Here is a 23,608-nt window from a genome sequence, read left to right as displayed (position 1 = left end):
CGGCCGATCTCCTGGCCCACCTGCTTGTTCTGCACGGCGGAGACGTAGCCGCGACCGCGCTCGACGGTCAGCTCCATCTCCAGCTTGCCCTTGCCGTTGAGCGTGGCGAGGACCAGGTCGGGGTTGTGCACCTCGACACCGGCCGGGGGCGCGATGTCGGCGGCGGTGACGAGACCCGGGCCCTGCTTGCGCAGGTACATCACGACGGGCTCGTCGTGCTCCGAGGAGACGACCAGCTGCTTGATGTTGAGGATCAGGTCGGTGACGTCCTCCTTGACACCCGGCACGGTGGTGAACTCGTGCAGAACGCCGTCGATGCGGATGGACGTGACCGCCGCACCCGGGATCGAGGAGAGGAGCGTACGACGCAGGGAGTTGCCGAGGGTGTAGCCGAAGCCCGGCTCCAGCGGCTCGATCACGAACCGGGAGCGGAATTCGTCGACGACCTCTTCGGTCAACGAGGGACGCTGAGCGATCAGCATGTGTGGATCAGATCCTTCTTTCGTGGACGCCCGCTATTTGACGCCCGACGGAACCGCACGTCTCACAGTGCGGGTATTGCAAGGGTACGGGCGGCACCGCTCCGAAGAGCCGTACCGCCCGAAACCTCAAGACAACCGAGCCTCAGACGCGGCGGCGCTTGGGCGGACGGCAGCCGTTGTGCGGGGTGGGGGTGACGTCCTGGATGGAGCCGACCTCCAGGCCCGTGGCCTGGAGGGAGCGGATCGCGGTCTCGCGACCGGAACCCGGGCCCTTCACGAAGACGTCGACCTTGCGCATGCCGTGCTCCTGCGCGCGGCGGGCGGCCGACTCGGCGGCCATCTGCGCGGCGAAGGGGGTGGACTTGCGCGAGCCCTTGAAGCCGACGTGGCCGGCGGAGGCCCAGGAGATCACGTTGCCCGAGGGGTCCGTGATCGAGACGATCGTGTTGTTGAACGTGCTCTTGATGTGCGCGTGGCCGTGAGCGACGTTCTTCTTTTCCTTGCGGCGCACCTTCTTGGCAGCGCCCTGACGACCCTTGGGGGGCATCTATTACTCCTACGGGAGGTGGTCGGTCCTACAGCGAAGACCGCTGATGAGCGTCCGCTGAGGACTACTTCTTGCCCGGCTTCTTCTTACCGGCGATGGCGCGACGCGGGCCCTTGCGGGTACGAGCGTTCGTGCTGGTGCGCTGACCGTGGACGGGCAGGCCACGGCGGTGGCGCAGACCCTGGTAGCAGCCGATCTCGACCTTGCGGCGGATGTCGGCCTGAATCTCACGACGGAGGTCACCCTCGGTCTTCAGATTGGCGTCCACGTACTCGCGGATCTTGACCAGTTCCTCTTCGGAGAGGTCACGAACGCGGGTGTTCGGGTTCACGCCGGTCTCGGCCAGCGTCTGCTGGGAAAGGGTCCGGCCGATGCCGAACACGTAGGTGAGGGCGACCTCCACACGCTTGTCGCGCGGGATGTCAACACCGGAAACGCGTGCCATTCAATGGCTCCAGTTGTCGTTCGGAGGTCTTCCGCAGAACCGGTTCCCAGCCGCCGTACCAGGTACGAACTGGGTCCCCGGCCTCCGCCCGGGGGTGTCGGAACCGAAGCGGACTGATCTGCGATCTGAACGTTCGGGTCCGGGTTCTGCGTATGAACATGTACTGCTATGCGTCGCGCGAGATCTGCGGGTGCAGAAGGTGCGGTCGTGCGTCAGCCCTGGCGCTGCTTGTGGCGCGGGTTGTCGCAGATGACCATGACCCGACCGTGACGGCGGATCACCCTGCACTTGTCGCAGATCTTCTTGACGCTCGGCTTGACCTTCATTGGGTGAGGTTCTCCGGGTCAGTGCCACCCCCCGCGCCCCGGAACGGGAACACGGAGTAAAGGCAAGATCTACTTGTACCGGTAGACGATCCGGCCACGCGTCAGGTCGTACGGAGACAGCTCCACCACGACCCGGTCGTCAGGGAGAATGCGGATGTAGTGCATACGCATCTTGCCGCTGATGTGTGCCAGGACCTGGTGGCCGTTCTGGAGCTCGACCTTGAACATGGCGTTCGGAAGAGACTCGACGACAGTGCCCTCGATCTCGATGGCACCTTGCTTCTTGGCCACGCTTCGCCCTTCGAATCGACTACCTTGATCGGCTCCCCTCAGGTGCATGCAGGCATGCGGGTGCACGGGAGCCGACGAGTCAGTCTACGACAGTGGTCTCGGAAAGACGAATCGAGAAAGAATGCCCAGGTGGGGAGATCTTTAAGCCAACGGGTGAAAGCGACGGCGCCACCGGCAGGGCCGCGCGCCGTCGGAACGGGTTCCGCGCCGATCAGGCGAGCGGGTCCGGGGCGGCGGTGACGCCGTACTCGGCCAGCTTGGCCTTGCCGCCGTCCGGGGCGGTGAGGACCAGCGGGCCCTGCTCCGTCAGCGCGACGGAGTGCTCCCAGTGCGAGGACCAGGTGCCGTCCGTCGTGATGACGGTCCATTCGTCCTCGAGGACCTCGGTCCTCGGTGTGCCGAGCGACACCATCGGCTCGATGGCGAGGCAGAGACCGGGGATCAGCTTGGGGCCCTTGCCGCGCCTGCGCTCGACGTAGTTCAGCAGATGCGGGTCCATGTGCATCTCGGTGCCGATGCCATGGCCGCCGTAGTCCTCGATGATCCCGTAGCGCCCGCCGCCGGGCTTGGGCTGACGGCGGATGTACGTCTCGATGGCGCGGGAGACGTCCACGAGGCGGTTGCCCTGCTTCATCGCCGCGATGCCCGCCCACATCGACTCCTCGGTCACCCGGGAGAGCTCCACCAGCTCCGGAGCATGACCGCCGCCGACGAACGCCGTGAACGCGGCGTCGCCGTGCCAGCCGTCCACGATCGCGCCGGCGTCGATGGAGATGATGTCGCCGTCCTTCAGGACGGTCTTCTCGTCCGGGATGCCGTGGACGACGACCTCGTTGGCCGAGGTGCAGATCGTCGCCGGGAAGCCGCCGTACCCGAGGAAGTTCGACTTCGCCCCGTGCTCGGCGAGCACCTTGCGGGCCACCTCGTCGAGGTCCTTGGTGGTGGCGCCGGGCACGGCCGCCTCACGGGTGGCCGCATGGATGGCGGCGACGACCAGCCCCGCCTCGCGCATCTTGGCGATCTGCTCGGGGGTCTTGATCTGCACCATGGCGGCTGCGGCCTTTCTGACCGGAGAGTACGGACGCTTCAGCTTCAACGATACGGGGGGTAGCGGCGCGGTCTGCGCCGGAGGGCCGGGACGGTCCGCCGACGCGGGAATTCCGCGCCGACGCGGGACTCAGGCTCCTGCCGGGTCGGGGCGCTCCGACGATGCGGAAACTCCCGTCGACGCGGGGCCGCTCCCACGCCTCGGCCGCGACACCCTCTCAGGATGCCGCGGCCGAAGTGACGTGCCGGCTGTGCGTTCCCGCGTCCCGCGGGACTACGCGGCCTCGCGGGCCAGGGCCTCCATCGCGCGCCCCGTGACCTCTTCCACCTTGCCGAGCGCGGAGATCGTGACGACCAGGCCCTGGGCCTTGTAGTAATCGATGATCGGCTCGGTCTGCGTGTGGTAGACCTCGAGGCGCTTGCGGACGGTCTCCTCGGAGTCGTCGTCCCGCTGGTACAGCTCGCCGCCGCAGACGTCGCAGACGCCTTCCTTCTTCGGCTGCTTGTACGTGACGTGGAAGACGTGCGCCGAGTCGTTGCGGCAGATGCGGCGGCCGGCGATGCGCTTGACCACCTCGTCCTCGGGGACCTCCAGGTCCAGAACCGCGTCCAGCTTCATGCCCTCGGACTGCAGCATCTCGTCCAGCGCCTCGGCCTGCGAGACGTTGCGCGGGAAGCCGTCCAGGAGGAAGCCGTTCTCCGCGTCGGGCTGCTCCATGCGGTCCTTGGCCATCGCGATGGTGACCTCGTCGGGTACCAGCTCGCCCTTGTCCATGTAGGACTTCGCCAGTTTGCCCAGTTCCGTCTGCCTGCTGATGTTGGCGCGGAACAGGTCGCCCGTGGAGATGTGCGGGATCGACAGGTTCTTGGCGAGGAACGCGGCCTGCGTTCCCTTGCCGGCACCGGGCGGCCCGACGAGGACGATTCGCATCAGCGGAGGAACCCTTCGTAATTGCGCTGCTGAAGCTGGCTCTCGATCTGCTTCACCGTCTCGAGGCCGACACCCACGATGATCAGGATGCTGGTGCCACCGAACGGGAAGTTCTGGCTTGCCCCGAAGCCAACCAACGCCATCGTTGGTACGAGAGCGATCAGACCCAGATACAGCGAACCCGGCCAGGTGATCCGGTTGAGCACGTAGCTGAGGTACTCAGCGGTCGGTCGGCCGGCCCGGATACCCGGGATGAAGCCACCATACTTCTTCATGTTGTCCGCGACTTCCTCGGGGTTGAACGAGATCGCCACGTAGAAGAACGCGAAGAAAACGATCAGAAGGAAGTACATAGTGATGTAAATCGGGTGGTCGCCCTTGGTCAGATTCTGGGTGACCCAGGTCTTCCAGCCGGAATTGCCCTTGGAGAACTGAGCGACCAGTGCCGGGATGTAGAGCAGCGACGAGGCGAAGATGACAGGAATCACACCCGCCTGATTCACCTTCAACGGGATGTAGGTGGACGTACCACCGTAGGACCGGCGGCCGATCATGCGCTTCGCGTACTGGACCGGAATACGGCGCTGAGCCTGCTCGACGAAGACGACCAGGCCGACCATGACGAGACCGACCAGGATCACGGTGCTGAACTCGATCCAGCCGTCGGCCAGCGAGCCCTGCTCCTTGATGGCCCACAGCGCGGACGGGAACGTCGCGGCGATCGAGATGAACATCAGGATCGACATGCCGTTGCCGATACCGCGGTCGGTGATGAGCTCACCGAGCCACATGACGACGGCCGTACCGGCGGTCATCGTGACGACCATGGTGATGGTCGTGAAGATCGACTGGTCCGGCACGATCTGGTTGGCGACCTGGCAGCCGCTGAACAGGGCGCCGCTGCGCGCGGTCGCGACCAGGCCGGTGCCCTGGAGGATGGCGAGGGCCACCGTCAGGTAACGGGTGTACTGCGTGATCTTCGCGGTGCCCGCCTGGCCCTCCTTCTTGAGGGCTTCGAGGCGCGGGATCACCACCGTCAGCAGCTGCAGAATGATGCTCGCCGTGATGTACGGCATGATGCCGAGCGCGAAGATCGTGATCTGCAGCAGCGCGCCACCACTGAACATGTTGACCAGGCCGAACAGACCAGTGTTGGACTTCGCCTGATCCATGCAGAACTGGACGTTCTTGTAGTCGACACCCGGGATCGGGATGTGGGTACCGACCCGGTAGACCACGATGATGCCGAGCGTGAAGAGCAGCTTCTTGCGCAGGTCGGGCGTCCTGAACGCCCGGGCGAACGCGGTGAGCACGGTGCCTCCTGCGACCCCCGCGTAACTGCGCGGTAGGCGACGGTGTCGAGTATCGGTGACTAGTAGACATAGGGCCTGCGCACGGCGTACACCGCCCGTGACACAGCAACCTGCCATACCCTACCGGGGACAGGCACCTACCGGGGAATCACCGATCGAGTTTACCGTCACCCCAGGTCGGCCCCGCGCGGGTTCCATCGGTTGCCCGACCGGCGATCCGCTCTCCCGGTGATCGATGCGCATGCCATCTGGCTCACGGCCCGGAGGGCGAGCCCACCGCTCCGCCGGCCTCACCTCGTCGCCAGGCAGTCAACCATCGGTGTTCTTGAGCGCCTCGTCGGCATTGCTTTGCCAGACCTCGATGTTCTGGCACAGACGAGAAAGCTCCGTCTTCTTTTTCTGGATGACTAGCTCTTCGTAAGCAGACTGTACTTTCGACGCCACGCCGAGATAGTTCACCTTCTCCTTGCAGCGCATGTCGGTCACAGCCACCCGCTTCTCGTCGGCGCCCGCATCGTCGCCCCGCCAGCGCCTGTCGTCCATGGCCTTTTCGGGCGTCTCGTATTCGTACCCCTTCTTGGACATGCACGAAGACCAAAGCTTGATCATCTCGACGTACTCAGGGTTCCTCCTCGCCGCGAACACTGCGTCGAGTCGCACAACTCCGATCTCGGCGCCCCCCAATGAGGTGGGACTGCTCTTCTGGAGTTGCCTGAGCTCCACCCCTCCCCCATCGATTCTCTGGGGAATTTTAGAGTTCTTCGTAAGTCTGTCGGCCACAAGACCGACACACCCCCGCTTGGGCACGGCTGTACCTTTATACACGCCGACGGTTCCGTCCAGGAGACTTCGCTGAATCTTCGGCACCGCGTCATCCCAATTGGAATCCTTGGATTTTTTGAACTCCTCAGGGAGGTTGTAACCGACGCGCTTCGCCTGCCTGATGGAAAATACAAGAAATTCGGAGTGCTTGCGTTCCCTCGGCAGCTCGACGGGAACAGGCATCGGGTGCTCGTCATATGCCAGGTGATTCATACAGCGGTTCACCAACGTCGCCTCCGCCCGGTGGAGCTTCAGCGTGATTTCCGCCGAAGGCAGGTACGCATCCAGAGGCGTCGAGACGGAGTCCGCGTCCAAAGGGCGCTTGGGGCGCGGGGCCGTCGCGCCTGGAGCCGGGGAGTCGGCCGAGCAACCCGCGACGGCCGTGGCAGCTAGCAGGGCAAGGATCACGTGACGCTTAGGCATCTTCCACTTCCGCATACGCCCGAGCGGCCGACCCTGCACAGGTCGGCCGCTCGGGAACGTTACTTACGGGCAACCGAACTTCGCGTACGAAGAAAACTCGTTGTCGAAGTTTGCGTAGGCTCCGGAGAGATTGCCGCCCCACCCCTTCGGAATATCCATATGTGGCCCGTTCATGTCCTTGTCCCAGAAAAGGCTGTACCCCCTGCAGGACGTACCGGTGCCAGCCGTGTACGACGAAATGGCGTCGTTGATGTTTCCGCCGGCGTTGAACCAGTTGTTGTTGCCGTTGGTGAAGTTCTTGTCCGGCGAGCCGAGATCGAAGTAGCCCTCACTCTTGTGCCGATCGTAGTTACGGTACACACACAGTTCAGTGCTGGCACACGTCCCGTTTCCGGAACCTGCTGCACTGGCGGATGTTGCACCACTCAGAGCAGCAATGGAACCCGCAGCCAGAGCAGCGGCGGCCAGACTGAACATGCGAGACTTTCGCACGAAATTCCCTTCCATTCCGATAGAGGCATAGCGATGCCTGGATCAGTGGAACAGGAAGAAGGCAAATCGGCTGCCCGGACCGCTTGGTCATTGCGGACGGACACACCCTCCCCCCAAAAAACATTGCCGTCGACTCATGGCTGGTCCGACCAGGTCGACAGCAAGCGTGAAGTTAATGTCGCGCGGATCATGCTGTCAAGCGAGATTCTGGCAAACGCTCGTCGCTCCCCCGAACCGAAACGGACCCGACATGGTGCGCCTCGCCGCGGGACGACCACCCGACCTGCAGACTCTAATTGATCAGCACATGACAACTATCGCAAGGTTCGGCCGCGTGGTCGCTATTCGGCCACCCGGCATCGGCTCGAACTGAGCGGCGAAGTCCAGTGAACGACCGACCGGGGATGCCCCATTTGTGGGGCATCCCCGGTCGGGATCGCTCAAGTCATCGAGACGCCTGATGAATTCAGACCAGCTCGGTGACGGTACCGCCCGCGGCGGTGATCTTCTCCTTGGCGGAGCCGGAGACGGCGTCGACCGTCACCTGCAGCGCCACGGAGATCTCGCCCTGGCCGAGGACCTTGACGAGGCTGTTCTTGCGAACGGCACCCTTGGCGACGAGACCCTCGACGGTGACCTCGCCACCCTCCGGGTACAGCGCGGCCAGCTTGTCGAGGTTCACGACCTGGAACTCGGTCCTGAACGGGTTCTTGAAGCCCTTCAGCTTCGGGAGACGCATGTGGAGGGGCATCTGGCCACCCTCGAAGCGCTCCGGAACCTGGTAGCGGGCCTTCGTGCCCTTGGTACCACGACCGGCCGTCTTACCCTTCGACGCCTCACCACGACCGACACGGGTCTTGGCGGTCTTGGCGCCGGGGGCGGGACGGAGGTTGTGGATCTTGAGCGGGTTGTTCTCCGCCATGATCAGTCGACCTCCTCGACCGTCACGAGGTGGCGGACGGTGTGCACCATGCCGCGGAACTCGGGGCGGTCCTCCTTGACGACCTGCGTGTTGATGCCCTTGAGACCAAGGGAACGCAGGGTGTCACGGTGGTTCTGCTTGCTGCCGATGTACGACTTCACCTGCGTGATCTTGAGCTGCGCCATTACGCACCAGCCCCGGCACGCGCACGGAGAAGAGCCGCGGGGGCGACGTCCTCGAGGGGCAGACCACGGCGAGCCGCGATCTCCTCGGGACGCTGCAGGCCCTTGAGGGCCGCCACGGTCGCGTGCACGATGTTGATCGCGTTGGACGAGCCGAGCGACTTCGACAGGATGTCGTGAACGCCGGCGCACTCGAGCACTGCACGCACCGGGCCACCGGCGATAACGCCGGTACCGGGGGAAGCAGGCTTGAGCAGGACGACGCCCGCGGCCTTCTCGCCCGTGATCGGGTGCGGGATGGTGCCCTGGATACGGGGGACCTTGAAGAAGTGCTTCTTGGCCTCCTCCACACCCTTGGCGATGGCGGCCGGCACCTCCTTGGCCTTGCCGTAACCGACACCCACGGTGCCGTCACCGTCGCCCACCACGACCAGCGCGGTGAAGCTGAAGCGACGACCACCCTTCACAACCTTGGCGACGCGGTTGATCGCGACAACGCGCTCAACGTACGCGGTCTTCTCGGCGGCAGCAGCGCCGCCGTCACGGCCCTTCCGGTCCCGCCGCTCGCCGCCACCGGCACCGCTTCCACGGCGCTGGGGTCCAGCCATTGGATTACCTCTCTCTGTTTCCGCTAGCTACGGAAGCGGCTCAGAACTTGAGTCCGGCTTCGCGGGCGGCGTCCGCCAGGGCGGCGATGCGCCCGGCGTACTGGTTTCCACCACGGTCGAATACGACAGCCTCGACACCGGCGGCCTTGGCGCGCTCGGCGACCAGGGCGCCGACCTGCTTGGCCTGCGCGGACTTGTCGCCCTCGCCACCACGGATGGTGGTGTCCAGGGTCGACGCCGACGCCAGGGTGTGACCCTTGATGTCGTCGATGACCTGGGCCACGATGTGGCGGTTCGAACGCGTCACGACCAGGCGCGGGCGCTCGGCCGTACCCGAGATGTGCTTCCGGATCCGGATGTGACGACGCTTGATGGCAGCACGCTTGTAAGCGTCGCCCTTAGCAATCTTGACACCGTATGCCATGGCTTACTTACCCGCCTTTCCGACCTTGCGGCGGATGACTTCGCCCTCGTACTTGACGCCCTTGGCCTTGTACGGGTCAGGCTTGCGCAGCTTGCGGATGTTGGCCGCAACCTCGCCGACCTTCTGCTTGTCGATGCCCTCGACCGAGAAACGGGTGGGGGCCTCCACCTTGAAGGTGATGCCCTCGGGGGCCTCGACGGTGATCGGGTGGCTGTAGCCCAGCGAGAACTCCAGGTTGGAGCCCTTGGCGACAACGCGGTAACCGACACCGCTGATCTCGAGCTTCTTCACGTAACCCTGGGTCACGCCGGTGATCATGTTCGCCACCAGCGTGCGGGACAGGCCGTGGAGGGCCTTGTTCTGACGCTCGTCGTTCGGGCGGGTGACGTTCAGAACGCCGTCCTCACCCTTAGCGATCTCGATCGGCGACGCGACGGTGTGGGTGAGCGAGCCCTTGGGGCCCTTCACCGAGACCGTGCGGCCGTCGATGGTGACGTCCACGCCGGCGGGAACCGTGATGGGGAGCTTGCCAATACGCGACATAGCTGTTTCCTCCGTTCCCTTCCGCTACCAGACGTAGGCGAGGACTTCCCCACCCACGCCCTTCTTGCCGGCCTGCTTGTCGGTGAGGAGCCCGTGGGACGTGGAGATGATCGCCACGCCGAGGCCGCCGAGCACCTTCGGCAGGTTGGTGGACTTCGCGTAAACCCGGAGACCGGGCTTGGAGATCCGCTTGATGCCCGCGATGGAGCGCTCACGGTTGGGGCCGAACTTCAGCTCCAGGACGAGGTTCTTGCCGACCTCGGCGTCCTCGACCTTCCAGCCCGTGATGAAGCCCTCCTGCTGGAGGATCTCCGCGATGTGCGACTTGATCTTGCTGTGCGGCATCGACACCGAGTCGTGGTATGCCGAGTTCGCGTTACGCAGACGCGTAAGCATGTCTGCGATCGGATCAGTCATGGTCATGAATTGGCCTTCGGCCTCTCTCGCCGGGGTTTCCTGTATGCGCCATCCCTCTCCCCACTCATGGGCGGGACGGGTGCGGCGCGGGGACCTACGGCGTAGTAAGTCGTACGGGCGTCAGGCGCCCAACCCTCCTAGCCTAAGCCATGGAGGGGTGGGCCCCTGACAGCGCCCTTTACTTACCGAGAGCCTCTGGAATCCCGAACTACGGGATTACCAGGAGCTCTTGGTCACGCCCGGCAGCTCGCCACGGTGAGCCATCTCACGAAGGCACACGCGGCACAGGCCGAACTTGCGGTACACGGAGTGCGGACGGCCGCAGCGCTGGCAGCGGGTGTAGCCACGCACACCGAACTTGGGCTTACGAGCAGCCTTGGCAATCAGAGCCTTCTTCGCCATCTCGCTTACGCCTCCTTGAAGGGGAAGCCGAGGTGACGGAGAAGGGCGCGGCCCTCAGCGTCGTTGGCCGCCGTGGTCACCACGGTGATGTCCATGCCCCGGGTACGGTCGATCTTGTCCTGGTCGATCTCGTGGAACATGACCTGCTCCGTGAGACCGAAGGTGTAGTTGCCACGGCCGTCGAACTGCTTGGGGGACAGGCCGCGGAAGTCGCGGATGCGCGGCAGCGCGAGCGACAGGGTGCGGTCCAGGAACTCCCACATGCGGTCGCCACGGAGCGTGACGTGGGCACCGATCGGCTGACCCTCACGCAGCTTGAACTGCGCGATGGACTTGCGGGCCTTGGTGACGGCCGGCTTCTGACCGGTGATCGTGGTGAGGTCGCGGATGGCGCCCTCGATCAGCTTGGAGTCGCGGGCGGCGTCGCCCACACCCATGTTGACCACGATCTTGACGAGGCCCGGCGTCTGCATGACGTTCTCGTACGAGAACTCTTCCTGCAGCTTCGCCGCGATCTCCTCGCGGTACTTCGTCTTGAGACGCGGAGTGGTGGTGGTAGCCATCAGATGTCCTCACCCGTCCGCTTGGCAACGCGGATCTTGTTGCCCTCGTCGTCGAAGCGGTAACCGACACGCGAGACGACCTTCTTGCCGTCCTTCTCCACGACCAGCTGAACGTTGGACACGTGGATGGGGGCCTCGGTGGTCACGATGCCGCCGGCCTGCGAACCGCGAGCGGTGGGGCCGGCCTTGGTGTGCTTCTTGACCCGGTTGACACCCTCGACCAGGACGCGCTCGTCGCGCGGGTAAGCGGCAATGACCTTGCCCTGCTTGCCCTTGTCCTTGCCGGTGATGACCTGGACCAGGTCGCCCTTCTTGATCTTCATGCTTACAGCACCTCCGGCGCGAGCGAGATGATCTTCATGAACTTCTTCTCGCGCAGCTCACGGCCGACCGGGCCGAAGATACGGGTGCCGCGAGGGTCGCCGTCGTTCTTCAGAATGACGGCGGCGTTCTCGTCGAAGCGGATGTACGAGCCGTCCGGACGGCGGCGCTCCTTGACGGTGCGAACGATGACCGCCTTGACGACGTCACCCTTCTTCACGTTGCCACCGGGGATCGCGTCCTTGACGGTGGCGACGATGACGTCACCGATGCCCGCGTAGCGGCGACCGGAGCCACCGAGCACACGGATGCAAAGGATCTCCTTCGCACCAGTGTTGTCGGCGACACGCAGTCGCGACTCCTGCTGGATCACGTCTATCTCCTGATTGTCTGCCGGTTCCCGGGGCGGGGCCGTCCTTCACGACGACCCCGCCCCGAGCCTGGCGGAACGAACCTGAGGGATACCCCTCAGGTAATTACTTGGCCTTCTCGAGGATCTCGACGATGCGCCAGCGCTTCGTCGAGGACAGCGGCCGGGTCTCCATCAGGAGGACGCGGTCGCCGACGCCGGCGGCGTTCTGCTCGTCGTGGGCCTTGAGCTTGCTGGTACGGCGGATGACCTTGCCGTACAGCGCGTGCTTGACGCGGTCCTCGACGGCGACGACGACGGTCTTGTCCATCTTGTCGCTGACGACCAGACCCTCACGGGTCTTGCGGAAACCGCGGGCGGTCTTCTGCTCAGTCACGTTGCTCTCGCTCATCAGGCGCTCTCCACCGTCTCGATGCCCAGCTCGCGCTCACGCATCAGGGTGTAGATCCGCGCGATGTCCTTACGGACGGCCTTCAGCCGACCGTGGTTCTCGAGCTGACCGGTCGCCGCCTGGAAGCGGAGGTTGAACAGCTCTTCCTTGGCCTCGCGGAGCTTCGCCAGAAGCTCCTCGTTGCCCAGTTCGCGCAGCTCGGACGCCTTGGTACCGGCCGACATCACGCTTCACCTGCCTCGCGCTTGACGATCCGGCACTTCATCGGCAGCTTGTGGGCCGCACGAGTCAGAGCTTCACGCGCAATCTTCTCGTTCGGGTAGGACAGCTCGAACATGACCCGGCCCGGGTGCACGTTCGCGACCCACCACTCGGGGGAACCCTTACCGGAACCCATGCGGGTCTCGGCGGGCTTCTTGGTCAGCGGGCGGTCCGGGTAGATGTTGATCCAGACCTTGCCGCCACGCTTGATGTGGCGGGTCATCGCGATACGAGCCGCCTCGATCTGGCGGTTCGTCACGTACGCCGGCGTGAGGGCCTGAATGCCGTACTCGCCGAACGCGACCTGCGTACCGCCCTTGGCCTGACCACGGCGCTTCGGGTGGTGCTGCTTGCGGTGCTTGACCCTACGGGGGATCAGCATGTCGGTCAGGCCTCCGTTCCGGTGCTCTCAGCCGGAGCAGCGGCGGTCGCCTCGGCCTTGGGGGCCTCGGCGGCGGGAGCCTGCTGCTGCGGCTTGCGGCCGCGACCGCCACGCTCGCCACCACGGCCACCACGGCCGGCCGGGCGGTCGTTGCCACCACGGGCCGGGCGGTTGCCGGCGCGGGCAGCGGCGTTCTCGGCGCGGACCTCGGCGATGTTCTTGACGTCGCCCTTGTAGATCCAGACCTTCACGCCGATGCGGCCGAAGGTCGTCTTGGCCTCGAAGAAGCCGTAGTCGACGTTCGCGCGGAGCGTGTGCAGGGGCACGCGGCCCTCGCGGTAGAACTCCGAGCGGGACATCTCGGCGCCGCCGAGGCGGCCACCGCACTGGATCTTGATGCCCTTGGCGCCCGCCTTCATCGCCGACTGCATGCTCTTACGCATGGCGCGGCGGAAGGAGACGCGGGAGGAGAGCTGCTCGGCAACGGCCTGGGCAACCAGCTGAGCGTCGGTCTCGGGGTTCTTGACCTCGAGGATGTTCAGCTGGACCTGCTTGCCCGTGAGCTTCTCGAGGTCGCCGCGGATGCGGTCGGCCTCGGCGCCACGGCGGCCGATGACGATGCCCGGACGAGCGGTGTGGATGTCCACACGCACGCGGTCACGGGTGCGCTCGATCTCAACCTTCGAGATACCGGCGCGCTCCATGCCGGACGTCATCATCCGACGGATGGCGACGTCTTCCTTGACGTAGTCCTTGTACAGCTTGTCGGCGTACCAACGCGACTTGAAGTCGGTCGTGACACCGAGCCGGAACCCATGCGGGTTAACCTTCTGGCCCATTACCGGGTTCCTTCCTTGCTGCTGACGACCACGGTGATGTGGCTGGTCCGCTTGCGGATCCGGTAGGCGCGGCCCTGGGCGCGCGGACGGAACCGCTTCAGGGTCGGGCCCTCGTCGACGTACGCCTCGGAGATGAAGAGGCTGTCGGCGTCGGTGTGGTCGTAGTTGTGCGCGGCGTTGGCAATGGCGCTGTCCAGCACCTTGCCGACCGGCACGCTCGCGGCCTGCGGGGCGAAACGCAGGACCGCCTGAGCCTCCGTGGCATCCATGCCACGGATAAGGTCCACCACGCGGCGGGCCTTCATGGGCGTGACGCGGATGTACCGCGCCTGGGCCCTGGCTTCCATGGTTGTCCTTCCAGTGTCTGTCATGGTCATTCCACCCCGCTGTTAGCGGCGCTTCGACTTCCGGTCGTCCTTGACGTGACCCCGGAAGGTGCGCGTCGGCGAGAACTCGCCGAGCTTGTGGCCGACCATCGACTCGGTGACAAACACCGGAATGTGGGTCTTGCCGTTGTGCACCGCGATCGTGTGGCCGAGCATGGCCGGGATGATCATCGAGCGACGGGACCAGGTCTTGATGACGTTCTTGGAACCGGCTTCGTTCTGGGCGTCCACCTTCTTGATCAGGTGGTCGTCGACGAAGGGCCCCTTCTTGAGACTGCGCGGCATCTAAACCCGCTCCTAGCGCTTCTTGTTCGTCTTGCGGCGGCGGACGATGTACTTGTTCGAAGCCTTCTTCGGCGAACGAGTACGACCCTCCTTCTGACCCCACGGGGAGACCGGGTGGCGACCACCGGAGGTCTTGCCCTCACCACCACCGTGCGGGTGGTCAACCGGGTTCATCGCCACACCGCGGACGGTCGGGCGAACGCCCAGCCAGCGCTTGCGGCCGGCCTTACCCCAGTTGATGTTGCTCTGCTCAGCGTTGCCGACCTCGCCGACGGTGGCGCGGCAGCGCACGTCGACCAGGCGGATCTCACCGGAGGGCATGCGGAGGTGAGCCATCTGGCCCTCCTTCGCGAGCAGCTGCACCGAGGCACCGGCGGAGCGGGCGAACTTGGCACCGCCACCGGGACGGAGCTCGATCGCGTGGATCGTGGTACCGACCGGGATGTTGCGGAGGGCCAGGTTGTTGCCCGGCTTGATGTCGGCCCCGGGACCGTTCTCGACGCGGTCGCCCTGCGACAGGTTGCGCGGGGCGAGGATGTAGCGCTTCTCGCCGTCGGCGTAGTGCAGCAGCGCGATGCGCGCGGTGCGGTTGGGGTCGTACTCGATGTGCGCGACCTTCGCCGGCACGCCGTCCTTGTCGTGACGACGGAAGTCGATCACGCGGTAGGCGCGCTTGTGTCCGCCACCCTGGTGGCGAACGGTCACACGACCGGCGTTGTTACGGCCGCCCTTGCTGTGCAGCGGGCGGACCAGCGACTTCTCCGGCGTGGACCGCGTGACCTCGACGAAGTCGGCGACGCTGGAGCCACGACGGCCCGGCGTAGTCGGCTTGTACTTGCGGATTCCCATTTCTCAGTCCTCGTCCGATATTCGGACCAGGGCGCTCCGTTAGGAGGCCTGGCCGAAGATGTCGATACGGTCGCCCTCAGCGAGGGTCACGATCGCGCGCTTGCTGTCCGCACGCTTGCCGAAGCCGGTGCGGGTGCGCTTGCGCTTGCCCTGACGGTTGATCGTGTTGACCCCGGTGACCTTGACCGAGAAGACCGCCTGGACGGCCTCCTTGATCTGGGTCTTGTTGGCCCGCGGGTCGACGATAAAGGTGTACTTGCCCTCGTCGAGCAGCGCGTAGCTCTTCTCCGAGACGACCGGCTTGAGGAGCACGTCACGGGGGTCCGTGTAGGACTTGCTCAGCGGGGTCTCGACGGTGTTCTTGCCCTCGGTGGCGTGGCGCTTCGCCTTGGCGACGCGCGCGGCCTTGGCGGCCTTGGCGGCCTTCGAGGCGATGCTCGGGTGACGCGTAGCCATCAGGCTTCGCTCCCTTCGGTGTCAGCGGCCTTGGGGCCAGACACGAAGGACTCGAAAGCGGCCTGGGTGAAGACCACGTCGTCCGAGACGAGAACGTCGTACGTGTTCAGCTGGCCCGGCTCCAGGATGTGGACCTGGGGCAGGTTGCGGGCGGAGAGCAGCCCGGCCTCGTCGTTCCGCTCGATGACCAGGAGCACGTTCTTGCGCTCCGAGATCTTGCCGAGCAGGTTCTTCGCGGCCTTGGTGGAGATCTCGCCGTCGACCACGCCGGAGACGACGTGGATGCGGTTGTTGCGGGCCCGGTCGGTGAGGGCGTGGCGCAGGGCCGCGGCCTTCATCTTCTTCGGGGTCCGCTGCGAGTAGTCACGCGGCACGGGACCGTGCACGACGCCACCACCGGCGAACTGCGGCGCGCGGGTCGAACCCTGACGGGCGCGACCGGTGCCCTTCTGGCGGTACGGCTTCTTGCCGCCACCACGGACCTCGCCACGGGTCTTGGTCTTGTGCGTGCCCTGGCGGGCAGCGGCCAGCTGCGCGACGACGACCTGGTGGATCAGCGGAATGCTGATCTTCTCGACGTCGAAGATCTCCGCGGGGAGCTCGACCGTCCCGGTCTTGTCGCCTGCCGGCGAAAGGATGTCAACAGTGCTCATCGGTTACCTCAGGCCCCCTTGGCCGCGGTGCGGACCAGGACGAGGCCGCCGTTCGGACCGGGAACCGCGCCCTTGATGAGCAGCAGACCCTTCTCCGCGTCAACGGCGTGGACGGTCAGGTTCTGGGTGGTGACCCGCTCGTTGCCCATGCGACCCGCCATGCGGAGGCCCTTGAACACACGGCCCGGGGTGGCACAGCCACCGATGGAACCGGGAGAGCGGTGCTTGCGCTGGGTGCCGTGACCGGCGCCGAGGCCCTTGAAGTTGTGACGCTTCATGACACCGGCGAAGCCCTTGCCCTTGCTCTTGCCGGTCACGTCCACCTTGACGCCGGCCTCGAAGACCTCAGCGGAGATCTCCTGACCCAGCGTGTACTCGGAGGCGTCCGCGGTGCGGATCTCGACGAGGTGGCGGCGGGGGGTGACGTCGGCCTTGGCGAAGTGGCCCTTGAGGGGCTTGTTCACCTTGCGCGGGTCGATCTCGCCGAAGGCGATCTGGACCGACTCGTAGCCGTCGGCGTCGTTCGTACGGACCTGGGTGACGACGTTGGGGCCGGCCTTGACGACGGTGACCGGAACAACACGGTTGTTCTCGTCCCACACCTGCGTCATGCCGAGCTTCTCGCCCAGGATGCCCTTGATCTGCTTAGCCATTCTCAGATCACCGACCCTTAGAGCTTGATCTCGATGTCGACACCGGCCGGAAGGTCGAGTCGCATCAGAGAGTCAACGGTCTTGGGCGTCGGGTCGAGAATGTCGATCAGGCGCTTGTGCGTGCGCATCTCGAAGTGCTCGCGCGAGTCCTTGTACTTGTGCGGCGACTTGATGACGCAGTACACGTTCTTCTCAGTGGGCAGCGGCACCGGGCCCGCGACCGACGCACCAGTGCGGGTCACCGTCTCGACGATCTTCTTCGCCGAGGAGTCGATGACCTCGTGGTCGTAGGCCTTGAGCCGGATGCGGATCTTCTGTCCCGCCATGGCTACTCAGTAGTCCTTTGTCTCGTAAAACGCTCTGGAACCCGGGGGTCCGCGTCCTGACCTCCGACCCACGCGGTCGGGCGTGTCGCGCTCCCACTGACAGAGATATCCACAAGGGATTTCCCTGCCCGGGACACGGCTCAGCCCTGAAGGCAACCGCTGGACCGGGGGCTGAACACCCACCGGGCGCCTGGTCGGCACCCCGCTGACACTTCCCGGAAGATTCCCGTACGTCCGCCCCAGCGCTGCCTTCCGACAGTTGGAGCGACGAGTACTGTGGGACTCGCTTCCAGTCCTCCCGGCGGGAGGCGCGCAGCATCGGCACTCGACCGAGCAACCCCGCTAGTCTGCCATACACGACAGCGGGCTGGCCAATCGAGCCGGAGACAATACCCCGAGCGTGACGTAGGTCAAACCCGGGGGTGCTCGGCGAGGCAGGCACTTCCATCGGCTCGGGGCACATACGTCCGACCCGGCTCTCACCTCTCATTCCGCACCCAAGCTTTTACAAGCGCTGGCGAGATCGGATGCCCCGAGAGCTGGGGGGTGAGCGAGATGACCGTGCGGCTGGAGAATCCGGGCAACGCCGAGGCACAGGACATCGGAGTACCAGCCCCTGGCCGGCGCGTCACCGTACGCAATCGCCCCTGGGGGGTCACCGACGTCCTCCGTTCGACCGCCGCCAGCGATGACCCCGGCACGCGCCGCGGAGGCCGCCACCAGCCACCTGATCACGCTGTCCTCGCTGGAGAGCGACGGCCGGGACGAGGAGCTCCGAGTGGTGCGGGAGCTGGAGCAGGCGACGGACGTCCACGACCAGTACGAGCTGCCCTCTCCCCACGACGGCTTCGACGAGCCGGGACGGCTGGACGCCTTGTTGGACGCCGTGCGCTGGGGTGCCATCGCCTCCGCCGACGTGGCGACGCCTCCTTCAGTGAACACTGGGACGCCAGCCCGACCACTGCCGTCCCGAGACGCAGCTCGCCGCGCCCTAACGCCGCGTCCACGTCGGCAGGGTCGTCGACCCCTGTCAGCCCCTCACCGGTTTCCCACTTCCACTACGGACCCCGTGGTCGACTCTTCCCGTGTCATGGACGTCGCCGCAGGGCCTTCCAGGCGTCCTCGGCCGCGTACGTGGCGGTCAGCCGCCAGGCGTCCAACTTGTCCACCACGGTTGTCCGCACCATCTGCCACTTGAACCACGGTGGCAGCTTCCGGAACGGCACGAAGGTCAAGGTGTCCCTGATGGCGTGTTCGGCGAAGCCGCCGCGGCCCTCGGCGCGCAGCGCCGCGTACAGCTCCGGGGTCAGTTCGCCATTGAGCCGGGCCGCAGCGCCTGCCGCGGTGAAGGCGAACCCGCGCTGATTGGGGTCCGTCAACTGCATCGCCCTGACAATGCGGGGTGACGCTTCGTCCAGTGAGCAGTTGAAGGCCAACCCGATCACCGCTGAACCGAGCGGCCACTCGCCCCGCTCGAAGGCGGCGTCGACCTCGGCAGGGTCGTCGATATGCGACACACCTTCGCCGGTCTTCCAATTCCACTCTGACGCCATAGACGGCTCCCCTTCCATCAGTGTCGTCGCTGCAGGGCCTTGCAGGCGTCACTGAACGCGTACGCGGACTCCAGCCGCCAGGTCTCCAGCTTGTCCAGCACCTTTGACACGACCTTCCACCACTTGAGCCACAGCGGCAGATCCCGGAACGGCACGTAGTCGAGGATGTCGTCGATGGCGTTCTCGGCGATGCTCTTGCGACCGGGGCCTTCCGCCCGCAACGCGGCGTTCAGCTCAGGTGTCAACGCGCCGTTGAGTCGGGCCGCAACACCAGCCGCGGTGAACGCGAACCCCCGCTGATCGCGATCCGGCAACTGCATCGCCCTGACAATCCGAGGCGACGCATCCTCCAGCGAACAATGGAAAGCCAGCCCGATCACCGCCGTACCGAGATGATCCGCACCTCGCTCGAACGCAGCATCCCACTCGGCGGGGTCATCGATACCCAACAGACCCTCGCCGCTTTCCCAGTCCCACTCGGCCGCCATGACCGGTCTTCCTTCCTTCGCCCATCAATCACACGGGGGCGGGAGCACCTTCTGCTTTTTCTTGTTGTTGATCATCTTTTCCTTCACCAGTCTCGTCAGGTCGTTCTCCCTGACACTCTTCGACGGGTACTTGCCCTGCACGTGGCCGTGGTAGATCTCCTTGACGATCTTGCCGTTCTTGTCGGTACGGTACTCGTGCCGGTCGAGTACCACGATCTCGTTATTCACGTGGTCCACGCCGATGCGCCGGAAGTCGGCCGGGTTGTTCGGGTCGCCCAACGGAATGGACCGGTCCAGCGCGGCCTGGCCATCGGCGGGGGCGCGACCGATCTCGCCCTTGGCCGACGAACTGCTGCCCGAACCATGCTTGTCGTACGTCGAGTCGTCGTAGATGCGGACCGGCTCGTCACCCTCAAGGCCGAGCGGGTCGCTCCAGCGCAAGGGGTTGTCGACGTACGCGTGGTGGTTCGGGGCGGGGTCCAGGCCGAGCGGATCGGGCGAGAGGTAGCTCGCGGTGTCCGGGTCGTAGTAGCGGGACAGGTTGTAGTGCAGGCCGGTTTCCGGGTCGCGGTACTGGCCCGGGAAGGCCAGCGGGCACAGCCCGCCGTCGTCACCGGCCAGAGGTCTTCCCCACAGACTGGTGGCGGACCGCCAGGCGATCGCGCCGTCCTGCCCGACGAGTTCGCTGGGGGTGCCGACCAGGTCGGTGACGATCGCGTAGAACTGCCTGCTGACCTCATCCGGGTCGGCGGTGCGCCACTGGCTGCGCACCTGGGCCGCCGCGCGGTGGGTGCCCGGCTCCCAGTCCCAGGTGTCGGTCTCCACCATGTCGTCGCGGAGCGTCCGCTGCTCCGCGAGGTTGGTGCCGTCCCAGGTGAAGAGGATCTCGTCGGCGACCGAACCGTCCTCTTCCACACGGAACTTGGCGGTGCGTCGGCCGAGCGCGTCGTAGCGGTACCGCCATACACCGCTGCTGGGCGTCGCCGCCTCGGTGAGCCGGTCCTCGGCGTCCCAGGTGTAGGTCCAGATCCGGCGCAGCCCGGACAGTGTCCGCCGGATCACGCGGGCCACGCGCCCCTGGGCGTCGTGCTCGTACGTGGTGCGGCCCGCCGAGTCGACCATCGTCCCGGAGTGCTGCGCCGGACCCTGAGCATCCTCTCCGCCGGGGGCCGGGTGGCTGGCGGCGGTGAGGTTGCCGAGGTCGTCGTAGGCGTAGGACTCGGTCCAGGCCTCGGCCGACACCCGCGTGACACGGCCCGCGCGGTCGAGGTCGAACCTCCGGGTGCCGCCGAGCCGGTCGGCGATCCCGGTCAGGTGACCGTCCGCGCGATAAGCGTAGGCGCGGGACTGCCACACGGTCGCGCCACCGGTTCCGCCGTCGTCGGCGCTCCCCGACCGGATGATCTGTTCGACGAGGCGGTGGGAGGAGTCCCAGGACTGCGTCAGTGTGGCGGCGCCGCCCAGGCCGCGGGCGGTTTCCCGGCCGGCCGCGTCGTGCGTGAAGGTCAGCGCGCCGCCCGCGGTGACGAGCGACGTGGGCAGGCCCGCGGAGTCGTAAGACCAGTGCGAAGTCGCGCCGGAGGGCGTGGTCCGCCGCACTCGTCGGCCCAGCGGGTCGTACTCGCTCGTGACGGTCCGGCCGTCGACGGTCTCGGTGACGATCCGGCCCACCGCGTCGTAGCCGTAGACGACCGTGCTGCCGGGGTGCGCAGCCTCGACCAGACGTCCTGCCGCGTCGTAGCGCAGGGACGTGACCGCGCCGTCGCCGGTGCGCGACGTCACCACACGGCCCTCGGTGTCACGGGTCATCCGCACCGTCTGGCCGCTGCCGTTCGCCCGCTCGACCTGTCGGCCGGCCGGGTCGCAGCCATAGGTGAGCGTGCGGCCGTTGAAGTCCGTCTCGCCGATCAGGCGGCCCGCCGCGTCGTAGCGGTAACTCCACTCGTCGCCGAGCGGATTGGTCACGGCGGTGAGCCGCATCTCGGTGTCGTGGGTGAAGCGGTAGCGGGTGCCGTCCGGGTCGGTTCTGGCCGTAGGCCGGTTGAACGCCCCGTACTCGAAGGCGGTGGTGAATCCGCCCGCGTCACGGTGCTCGGTGAGGTTGCCCTCCGCGTCGTACGACCAGGTCTCCCGGCCGCCGTCGGCGCGCTCGCGCCACAGCAGCAGGCCCTCGGAGTTCCAGCCCTGGCGGACAATCCCGCCGACCGGGTCGTCGATGCGCACGACACGGCCGCACGCGTCCCTGTGCACGGTGACGACGCTGCCGCGCGGATCGACGACCCGCACCGGAAGCCCCGCCCCGTCGGTGTCGAACCGGAACGTGTTGCCCAGCGCGTCGGTCTCCGTGATCCGGCGCCCGTGTTCGTCGTATGTGCACGAACTCACCGCGCCCAGCGGGTCGGTGGTGGTGAGCAGGTTGCCCCGGTCGTCGTACGCGCGCTCCCAGCGAGCCCCGTCGGCTTCCGCGACGGCGACCGGCAGGAGGTCGTCGTCGTATGCCACCTGGACGCTGGTGCCGTCCGGCCGGTCCAGGCGCACCGGCTGGCCGTGCTCGTCGAGGGTGAAGCGCGTGGTGTTGCCCAGCTCATCGGTACGGGACAGCAGCCGTCCGTACGCGTCGTGCTCGGTGTGCACGACGAAGCCCAACGGGTCGACAACGCGGGTGAGATGAAGCTGCTCGTCGTAGTGGTACTCGGTGCGGTGACTGAGGCTGTCGGTCATCGTGGTGACGCGCCACACGTCGTCGTACGCGAACTGCCCGGACATCGCGCCATCCTGACCGATGCCGCTCGCTACGCGGTCGGTGGCACCGTCGTATTCGTAGCGGTACCAGCGGTCGTTCCGGTCGGTCCAGGACGTGATGCGGCCGAGTTCGTCGTACGTCAACCGGTAGGGGCGACCGGCGGAGTCGGCTATCGCGGTGAGATGACGGTCGGGATCCTCATAGGAGTACGTGCGCAGGACCGTGCCGTGGCGGGGGCCGGTCGTGCTGTCGGTGGACTCGCTGTCGGTCGACTCCAGGAGGCGCAGAGCTGTGATCCGGCCGTCTTCGGTGTCGACGGCGAGGTGGTAGCCGCCGGAATGACGAACCGCGACGGGCGTGCCCTCGGCGGTCCGTCGGAAGTCGATGCGATGCCCGTTGGGGTCGGTGACGGCACGGAGCGGGAGCACTACAGCCGTTCCGCTGCCGGCGTCAGGAGAATCCGGGACGATCGCAGGGCCGTAGTGCCGGGTCAACCCCGTGAGGGGGTCGCTGACCGTGACACTGCCGCCGGGGGTTCCGTCCCAGGTCAGCGGTCGCCTCGGACCGCGGCTCGGTAGTACTGGGATCCCGGGCTCCGGCACCGGATAGACCTGGAGCATGCCGTCCGCACTCGCGCAGACGGCACCCTCGCCATCGAGTTCGAGGCGTTCGTCGAAGGTCGACATCCACGCCGGCCCGAACCAGCGCCCGGAGCGGAAGCTCGAAACGTGGTGGCGCTCGATCACCAAAGGGAGCAAGCCCGGCAGACGGACATCCGTGTGGGACATCAGCATCTCGCCGGTGATCATGTCGACGGGGTCGCCACCCTTGCAGCGGCCCTCCATGGACTTGCCCGCCTTGGCCTCGTCCCCAGCTCCTGAGCGCAGGCCCTTGAAGAGGTCCTTCATGCGCTGCGCGCCGTTCTTGCCCAGGCCGCGCATCGCCAGGCCCATGCCCTTCAGGCCGCCCTTGAGGCCCTTCATCGCCGCCAGACCGCCTTTGAGGCCCTTGGTGAGGCCGCCGAGGGTGGTGAGGCCCTTCATACCCGGTATGCAGTCCAGCGCAGCGAAGCCGACATCCCATAGGGAGGCCTGGCCCTTCGCGTACTTGTTGAGCGTGTCAGCGAGGACGACGAGGGCGGCCACGAGGACGATCGCGCCGAGGATCGGCCCGCCGATGATCATCGCGATGATCCCGACCACCGCGACGACGACCTTGCACACCGCGACGATGGTGTCCCAGTTGTCGGAGAACCAGTCCCCGACCTCCTCCCACCACTTGCGGTTGTGGATCCCCGCGTCCGACGCCTCGTCGATCTTCGTCTTCGCCGTACGGGCGGCCTCCTCGCGCATCTTCCGCGCGTCCTCGGCCATCTTCTTCGCCGCGTCCAACGCACCGTTCGCACTCGTCACGTCCGACCGCGCCGACGTCTGCGCCGACTTCGCATGCTGCGCATCCCGCGTCGCCGCACG

General features: G+C 66.2%; 34 protein-coding genes. All 34 read right to left on the bottom strand.

What is annotated here, in order from left to right; all coding sequences use genetic code 11:
• A partial coding sequence (locus tag H305_RS0142280; protein WP_037767254.1) for a DNA-directed RNA polymerase subunit alpha occupies positions 1–482 on the bottom strand: 482 nt, incomplete at its 3' end.
• Between the two features lie 142 nt (positions 483–624).
• Positions 625–1,029: a 30S ribosomal protein S11 gene (gene rpsK / locus H305_RS0142275; RefSeq protein ID WP_003956432.1), complete on the bottom strand. Its 405-nt coding sequence runs from the start codon at positions 1,027–1,029 to the stop codon at positions 625–627.
• A gap of 64 nt (positions 1,030–1,093) precedes the next feature.
• Positions 1,094–1,474 (bottom strand): 30S ribosomal protein S13, encoded by a 381-nt coding sequence (gene rpsM, locus H305_RS0142270; RefSeq protein WP_028805755.1) that lies wholly within the window; start codon positions 1,472–1,474, stop codon positions 1,094–1,096.
• 212 nt (positions 1,475–1,686) lie between these two features.
• Positions 1,687–1,800, bottom strand: coding sequence for a 50S ribosomal protein L36 (gene rpmJ, locus H305_RS0142265; protein WP_003974245.1), 114 nt, complete (start codon positions 1,798–1,800; stop codon positions 1,687–1,689).
• A 69-nt stretch (positions 1,801–1,869) separates the two neighbouring features.
• Complete coding sequence (gene infA / locus H305_RS0142260; RefSeq protein ID WP_003948620.1) at positions 1,870–2,091, bottom strand: translation initiation factor IF-1; 222 nt, start codon at positions 2,089–2,091, stop codon at positions 1,870–1,872.
• Between the two features lie 211 nt (positions 2,092–2,302).
• Positions 2,303–3,139: a type I methionyl aminopeptidase gene (gene map, locus H305_RS0142255; protein WP_028805754.1), complete on the bottom strand. Its 837-nt coding sequence runs from the start codon at positions 3,137–3,139 to the stop codon at positions 2,303–2,305.
• A 273-nt stretch (positions 3,140–3,412) separates the two neighbouring features.
• Positions 3,413–4,069, bottom strand: a complete 657-nt coding sequence (locus tag H305_RS0142250) for an adenylate kinase (protein WP_028805753.1) — start codon at positions 4,067–4,069, stop codon at positions 3,413–3,415.
• Positions 4,069–5,382 carry a preprotein translocase subunit SecY gene (gene secY, locus H305_RS0142245; protein ID WP_028805752.1) on the bottom strand — a complete coding sequence of 438 codons (1,314 nt, stop codon included), beginning with the start codon at positions 5,380–5,382 and terminating at the stop codon, positions 4,069–4,071. Before secY ends, H305_RS0142250 begins: the two co-directional genes overlap by 1 nt.
• A gap of 309 nt (positions 5,383–5,691) precedes the next feature.
• Positions 5,692–6,519, bottom strand: a complete 828-nt coding sequence (locus H305_RS53770; RefSeq protein WP_158690684.1) for a hypothetical protein — start codon at positions 6,517–6,519, stop codon at positions 5,692–5,694.
• A 171-nt stretch (positions 6,520–6,690) separates the two neighbouring features.
• Positions 6,691–7,104, bottom strand: coding sequence for a hypothetical protein (locus H305_RS0142235; protein WP_158690683.1), 414 nt, complete (start codon positions 7,102–7,104; stop codon positions 6,691–6,693).
• Between the two features lie 481 nt (positions 7,105–7,585).
• On the bottom strand, positions 7,586–8,041 hold the full coding sequence (gene rplO / locus H305_RS0142230; protein ID WP_028805749.1) for a 50S ribosomal protein L15: 456 nt from the start codon (positions 8,039–8,041) through the stop codon (positions 7,586–7,588).
• A gap of 2 nt (positions 8,042–8,043) precedes the next feature.
• Entirely contained in the window at positions 8,044–8,226 is a 183-nt protein-coding gene (gene rpmD / locus H305_RS0142225; RefSeq protein WP_003974250.1) for a 50S ribosomal protein L30, read from the bottom strand.
• Entirely contained in the window at positions 8,226–8,831 is a 606-nt protein-coding gene (rpsE, locus tag H305_RS0142220; RefSeq protein ID WP_006376045.1) for a 30S ribosomal protein S5, read from the bottom strand. Before rpsE ends, rpmD begins: the two co-directional genes overlap by 1 nt.
• Positions 8,832–8,871: 40 nt before the next feature.
• Positions 8,872–9,255 (bottom strand): 50S ribosomal protein L18, encoded by a 384-nt coding sequence (gene rplR / locus H305_RS0142215; RefSeq protein ID WP_028805748.1) that lies wholly within the window; start codon positions 9,253–9,255, stop codon positions 8,872–8,874.
• A gap of 3 nt (positions 9,256–9,258) precedes the next feature.
• On the bottom strand, positions 9,259–9,798 hold the full coding sequence (rplF, locus tag H305_RS0142210) for a 50S ribosomal protein L6 (protein WP_028805747.1): 540 nt from the start codon (positions 9,796–9,798) through the stop codon (positions 9,259–9,261).
• Positions 9,799–9,822: 24 nt separating this feature from the next.
• Positions 9,823–10,221, bottom strand: coding sequence for a 30S ribosomal protein S8 (gene rpsH / locus H305_RS0142205; RefSeq protein WP_014674378.1), 399 nt, complete (start codon positions 10,219–10,221; stop codon positions 9,823–9,825).
• Between the two features lie 210 nt (positions 10,222–10,431).
• Positions 10,432–10,617, bottom strand: coding sequence for a type Z 30S ribosomal protein S14 (locus H305_RS0142200; protein ID WP_003948630.1), 186 nt, complete (start codon positions 10,615–10,617; stop codon positions 10,432–10,434).
• A 5-nt stretch (positions 10,618–10,622) separates the two neighbouring features.
• A complete protein-coding gene (gene rplE / locus H305_RS0142195; protein WP_028805746.1) occupies positions 10,623–11,180 on the bottom strand; it encodes a 50S ribosomal protein L5 in 558 nt (185 codons plus the stop codon).
• The gene (rplX, locus tag H305_RS0142190; protein WP_028805745.1) at positions 11,180–11,503 is read right to left on the bottom strand and encodes a 50S ribosomal protein L24; all 324 of its coding nucleotides are present in this window, start codon (positions 11,501–11,503) and stop codon (positions 11,180–11,182) included. Before rplX ends, rplE begins: the two co-directional genes overlap by 1 nt.
• A gap of 2 nt (positions 11,504–11,505) precedes the next feature.
• Complete coding sequence (gene rplN / locus H305_RS0142185) at positions 11,506–11,874, bottom strand: 50S ribosomal protein L14 (RefSeq protein ID WP_003998823.1); 369 nt, start codon at positions 11,872–11,874, stop codon at positions 11,506–11,508.
• A 103-nt stretch (positions 11,875–11,977) separates the two neighbouring features.
• Positions 11,978–12,262, bottom strand: a complete 285-nt coding sequence (rpsQ, locus tag H305_RS0142180; protein WP_028805744.1) for a 30S ribosomal protein S17 — start codon at positions 12,260–12,262, stop codon at positions 11,978–11,980.
• On the bottom strand, positions 12,262–12,486 hold the full coding sequence (rpmC, locus tag H305_RS0142175) for a 50S ribosomal protein L29 (RefSeq protein ID WP_003974259.1): 225 nt from the start codon (positions 12,484–12,486) through the stop codon (positions 12,262–12,264). Before rpmC ends, rpsQ begins: the two co-directional genes overlap by 1 nt.
• Positions 12,486–12,905, bottom strand: a complete 420-nt coding sequence (gene rplP / locus H305_RS0142170; RefSeq protein ID WP_028805743.1) for a 50S ribosomal protein L16 — start codon at positions 12,903–12,905, stop codon at positions 12,486–12,488. Before rplP ends, rpmC begins: the two co-directional genes overlap by 1 nt.
• A gap of 5 nt (positions 12,906–12,910) precedes the next feature.
• Positions 12,911–13,744, bottom strand: a complete 834-nt coding sequence (gene rpsC / locus H305_RS0142165; protein ID WP_028805742.1) for a 30S ribosomal protein S3 — start codon at positions 13,742–13,744, stop codon at positions 12,911–12,913.
• The gene (gene rplV / locus H305_RS0142160; protein WP_003974262.1) at positions 13,744–14,091 is read right to left on the bottom strand and encodes a 50S ribosomal protein L22; all 348 of its coding nucleotides are present in this window, start codon (positions 14,089–14,091) and stop codon (positions 13,744–13,746) included. Before rplV ends, rpsC begins: the two co-directional genes overlap by 1 nt.
• 42 nt (positions 14,092–14,133) lie before the next feature.
• Complete coding sequence (gene rpsS / locus H305_RS0142155) at positions 14,134–14,415, bottom strand: 30S ribosomal protein S19 (protein WP_010986346.1); 282 nt, start codon at positions 14,413–14,415, stop codon at positions 14,134–14,136.
• A gap of 12 nt (positions 14,416–14,427) precedes the next feature.
• Positions 14,428–15,264 (bottom strand): 50S ribosomal protein L2, encoded by an 837-nt coding sequence (rplB, locus tag H305_RS0142150; RefSeq protein ID WP_028805741.1) that lies wholly within the window; start codon positions 15,262–15,264, stop codon positions 14,428–14,430.
• A 39-nt stretch (positions 15,265–15,303) separates the two neighbouring features.
• Positions 15,304–15,720, bottom strand: coding sequence for a 50S ribosomal protein L23 (gene rplW, locus H305_RS0142145; RefSeq protein ID WP_028805740.1), 417 nt, complete (start codon positions 15,718–15,720; stop codon positions 15,304–15,306).
• A complete protein-coding gene (rplD, locus tag H305_RS0142140; RefSeq protein ID WP_028805739.1) occupies positions 15,720–16,373 on the bottom strand; it encodes a 50S ribosomal protein L4 in 654 nt (217 codons plus the stop codon). The genes rplW and rplD overlap by 1 nt, the downstream gene beginning before the upstream one ends.
• Positions 16,374–16,381: 8 nt before the next feature.
• Entirely contained in the window at positions 16,382–17,026 is a 645-nt protein-coding gene (rplC, locus tag H305_RS0142135) for a 50S ribosomal protein L3 (RefSeq protein WP_028805738.1), read from the bottom strand.
• Positions 17,027–17,043: 17 nt separating this feature from the next.
• On the bottom strand, positions 17,044–17,352 hold the full coding sequence (gene rpsJ / locus H305_RS0142130; protein WP_003948644.1) for a 30S ribosomal protein S10: 309 nt from the start codon (positions 17,350–17,352) through the stop codon (positions 17,044–17,046).
• A gap of 1,088 nt (positions 17,353–18,440) precedes the next feature.
• Entirely contained in the window at positions 18,441–18,905 is a 465-nt protein-coding gene (locus tag H305_RS0142125; RefSeq protein ID WP_028805737.1) for a hypothetical protein, read from the bottom strand.
• A gap of 17 nt (positions 18,906–18,922) precedes the next feature.
• Positions 18,923–19,393 (bottom strand): hypothetical protein, encoded by a 471-nt coding sequence (locus H305_RS0142120; protein WP_028805736.1) that lies wholly within the window; start codon positions 19,391–19,393, stop codon positions 18,923–18,925.
• Between the two features lie 24 nt (positions 19,394–19,417).
• Complete coding sequence (locus H305_RS48840) at positions 19,418–23,548, bottom strand: DUF6531 domain-containing protein (protein WP_158690682.1); 4,131 nt, start codon at positions 23,546–23,548, stop codon at positions 19,418–19,420.
• Between the last annotated feature and the right edge of the window lie 60 nt (positions 23,549–23,608).

This window comes from Streptomyces sp. 142MFCol3.1 (assembly GCF_000424945.1).
Taxonomy (GTDB): domain Bacteria; phylum Actinomycetota; class Actinomycetes; order Streptomycetales; family Streptomycetaceae; genus Streptomyces; species Streptomyces siamensis.
This window is presented reverse-complemented; position numbering and strand designations above follow the sequence as displayed.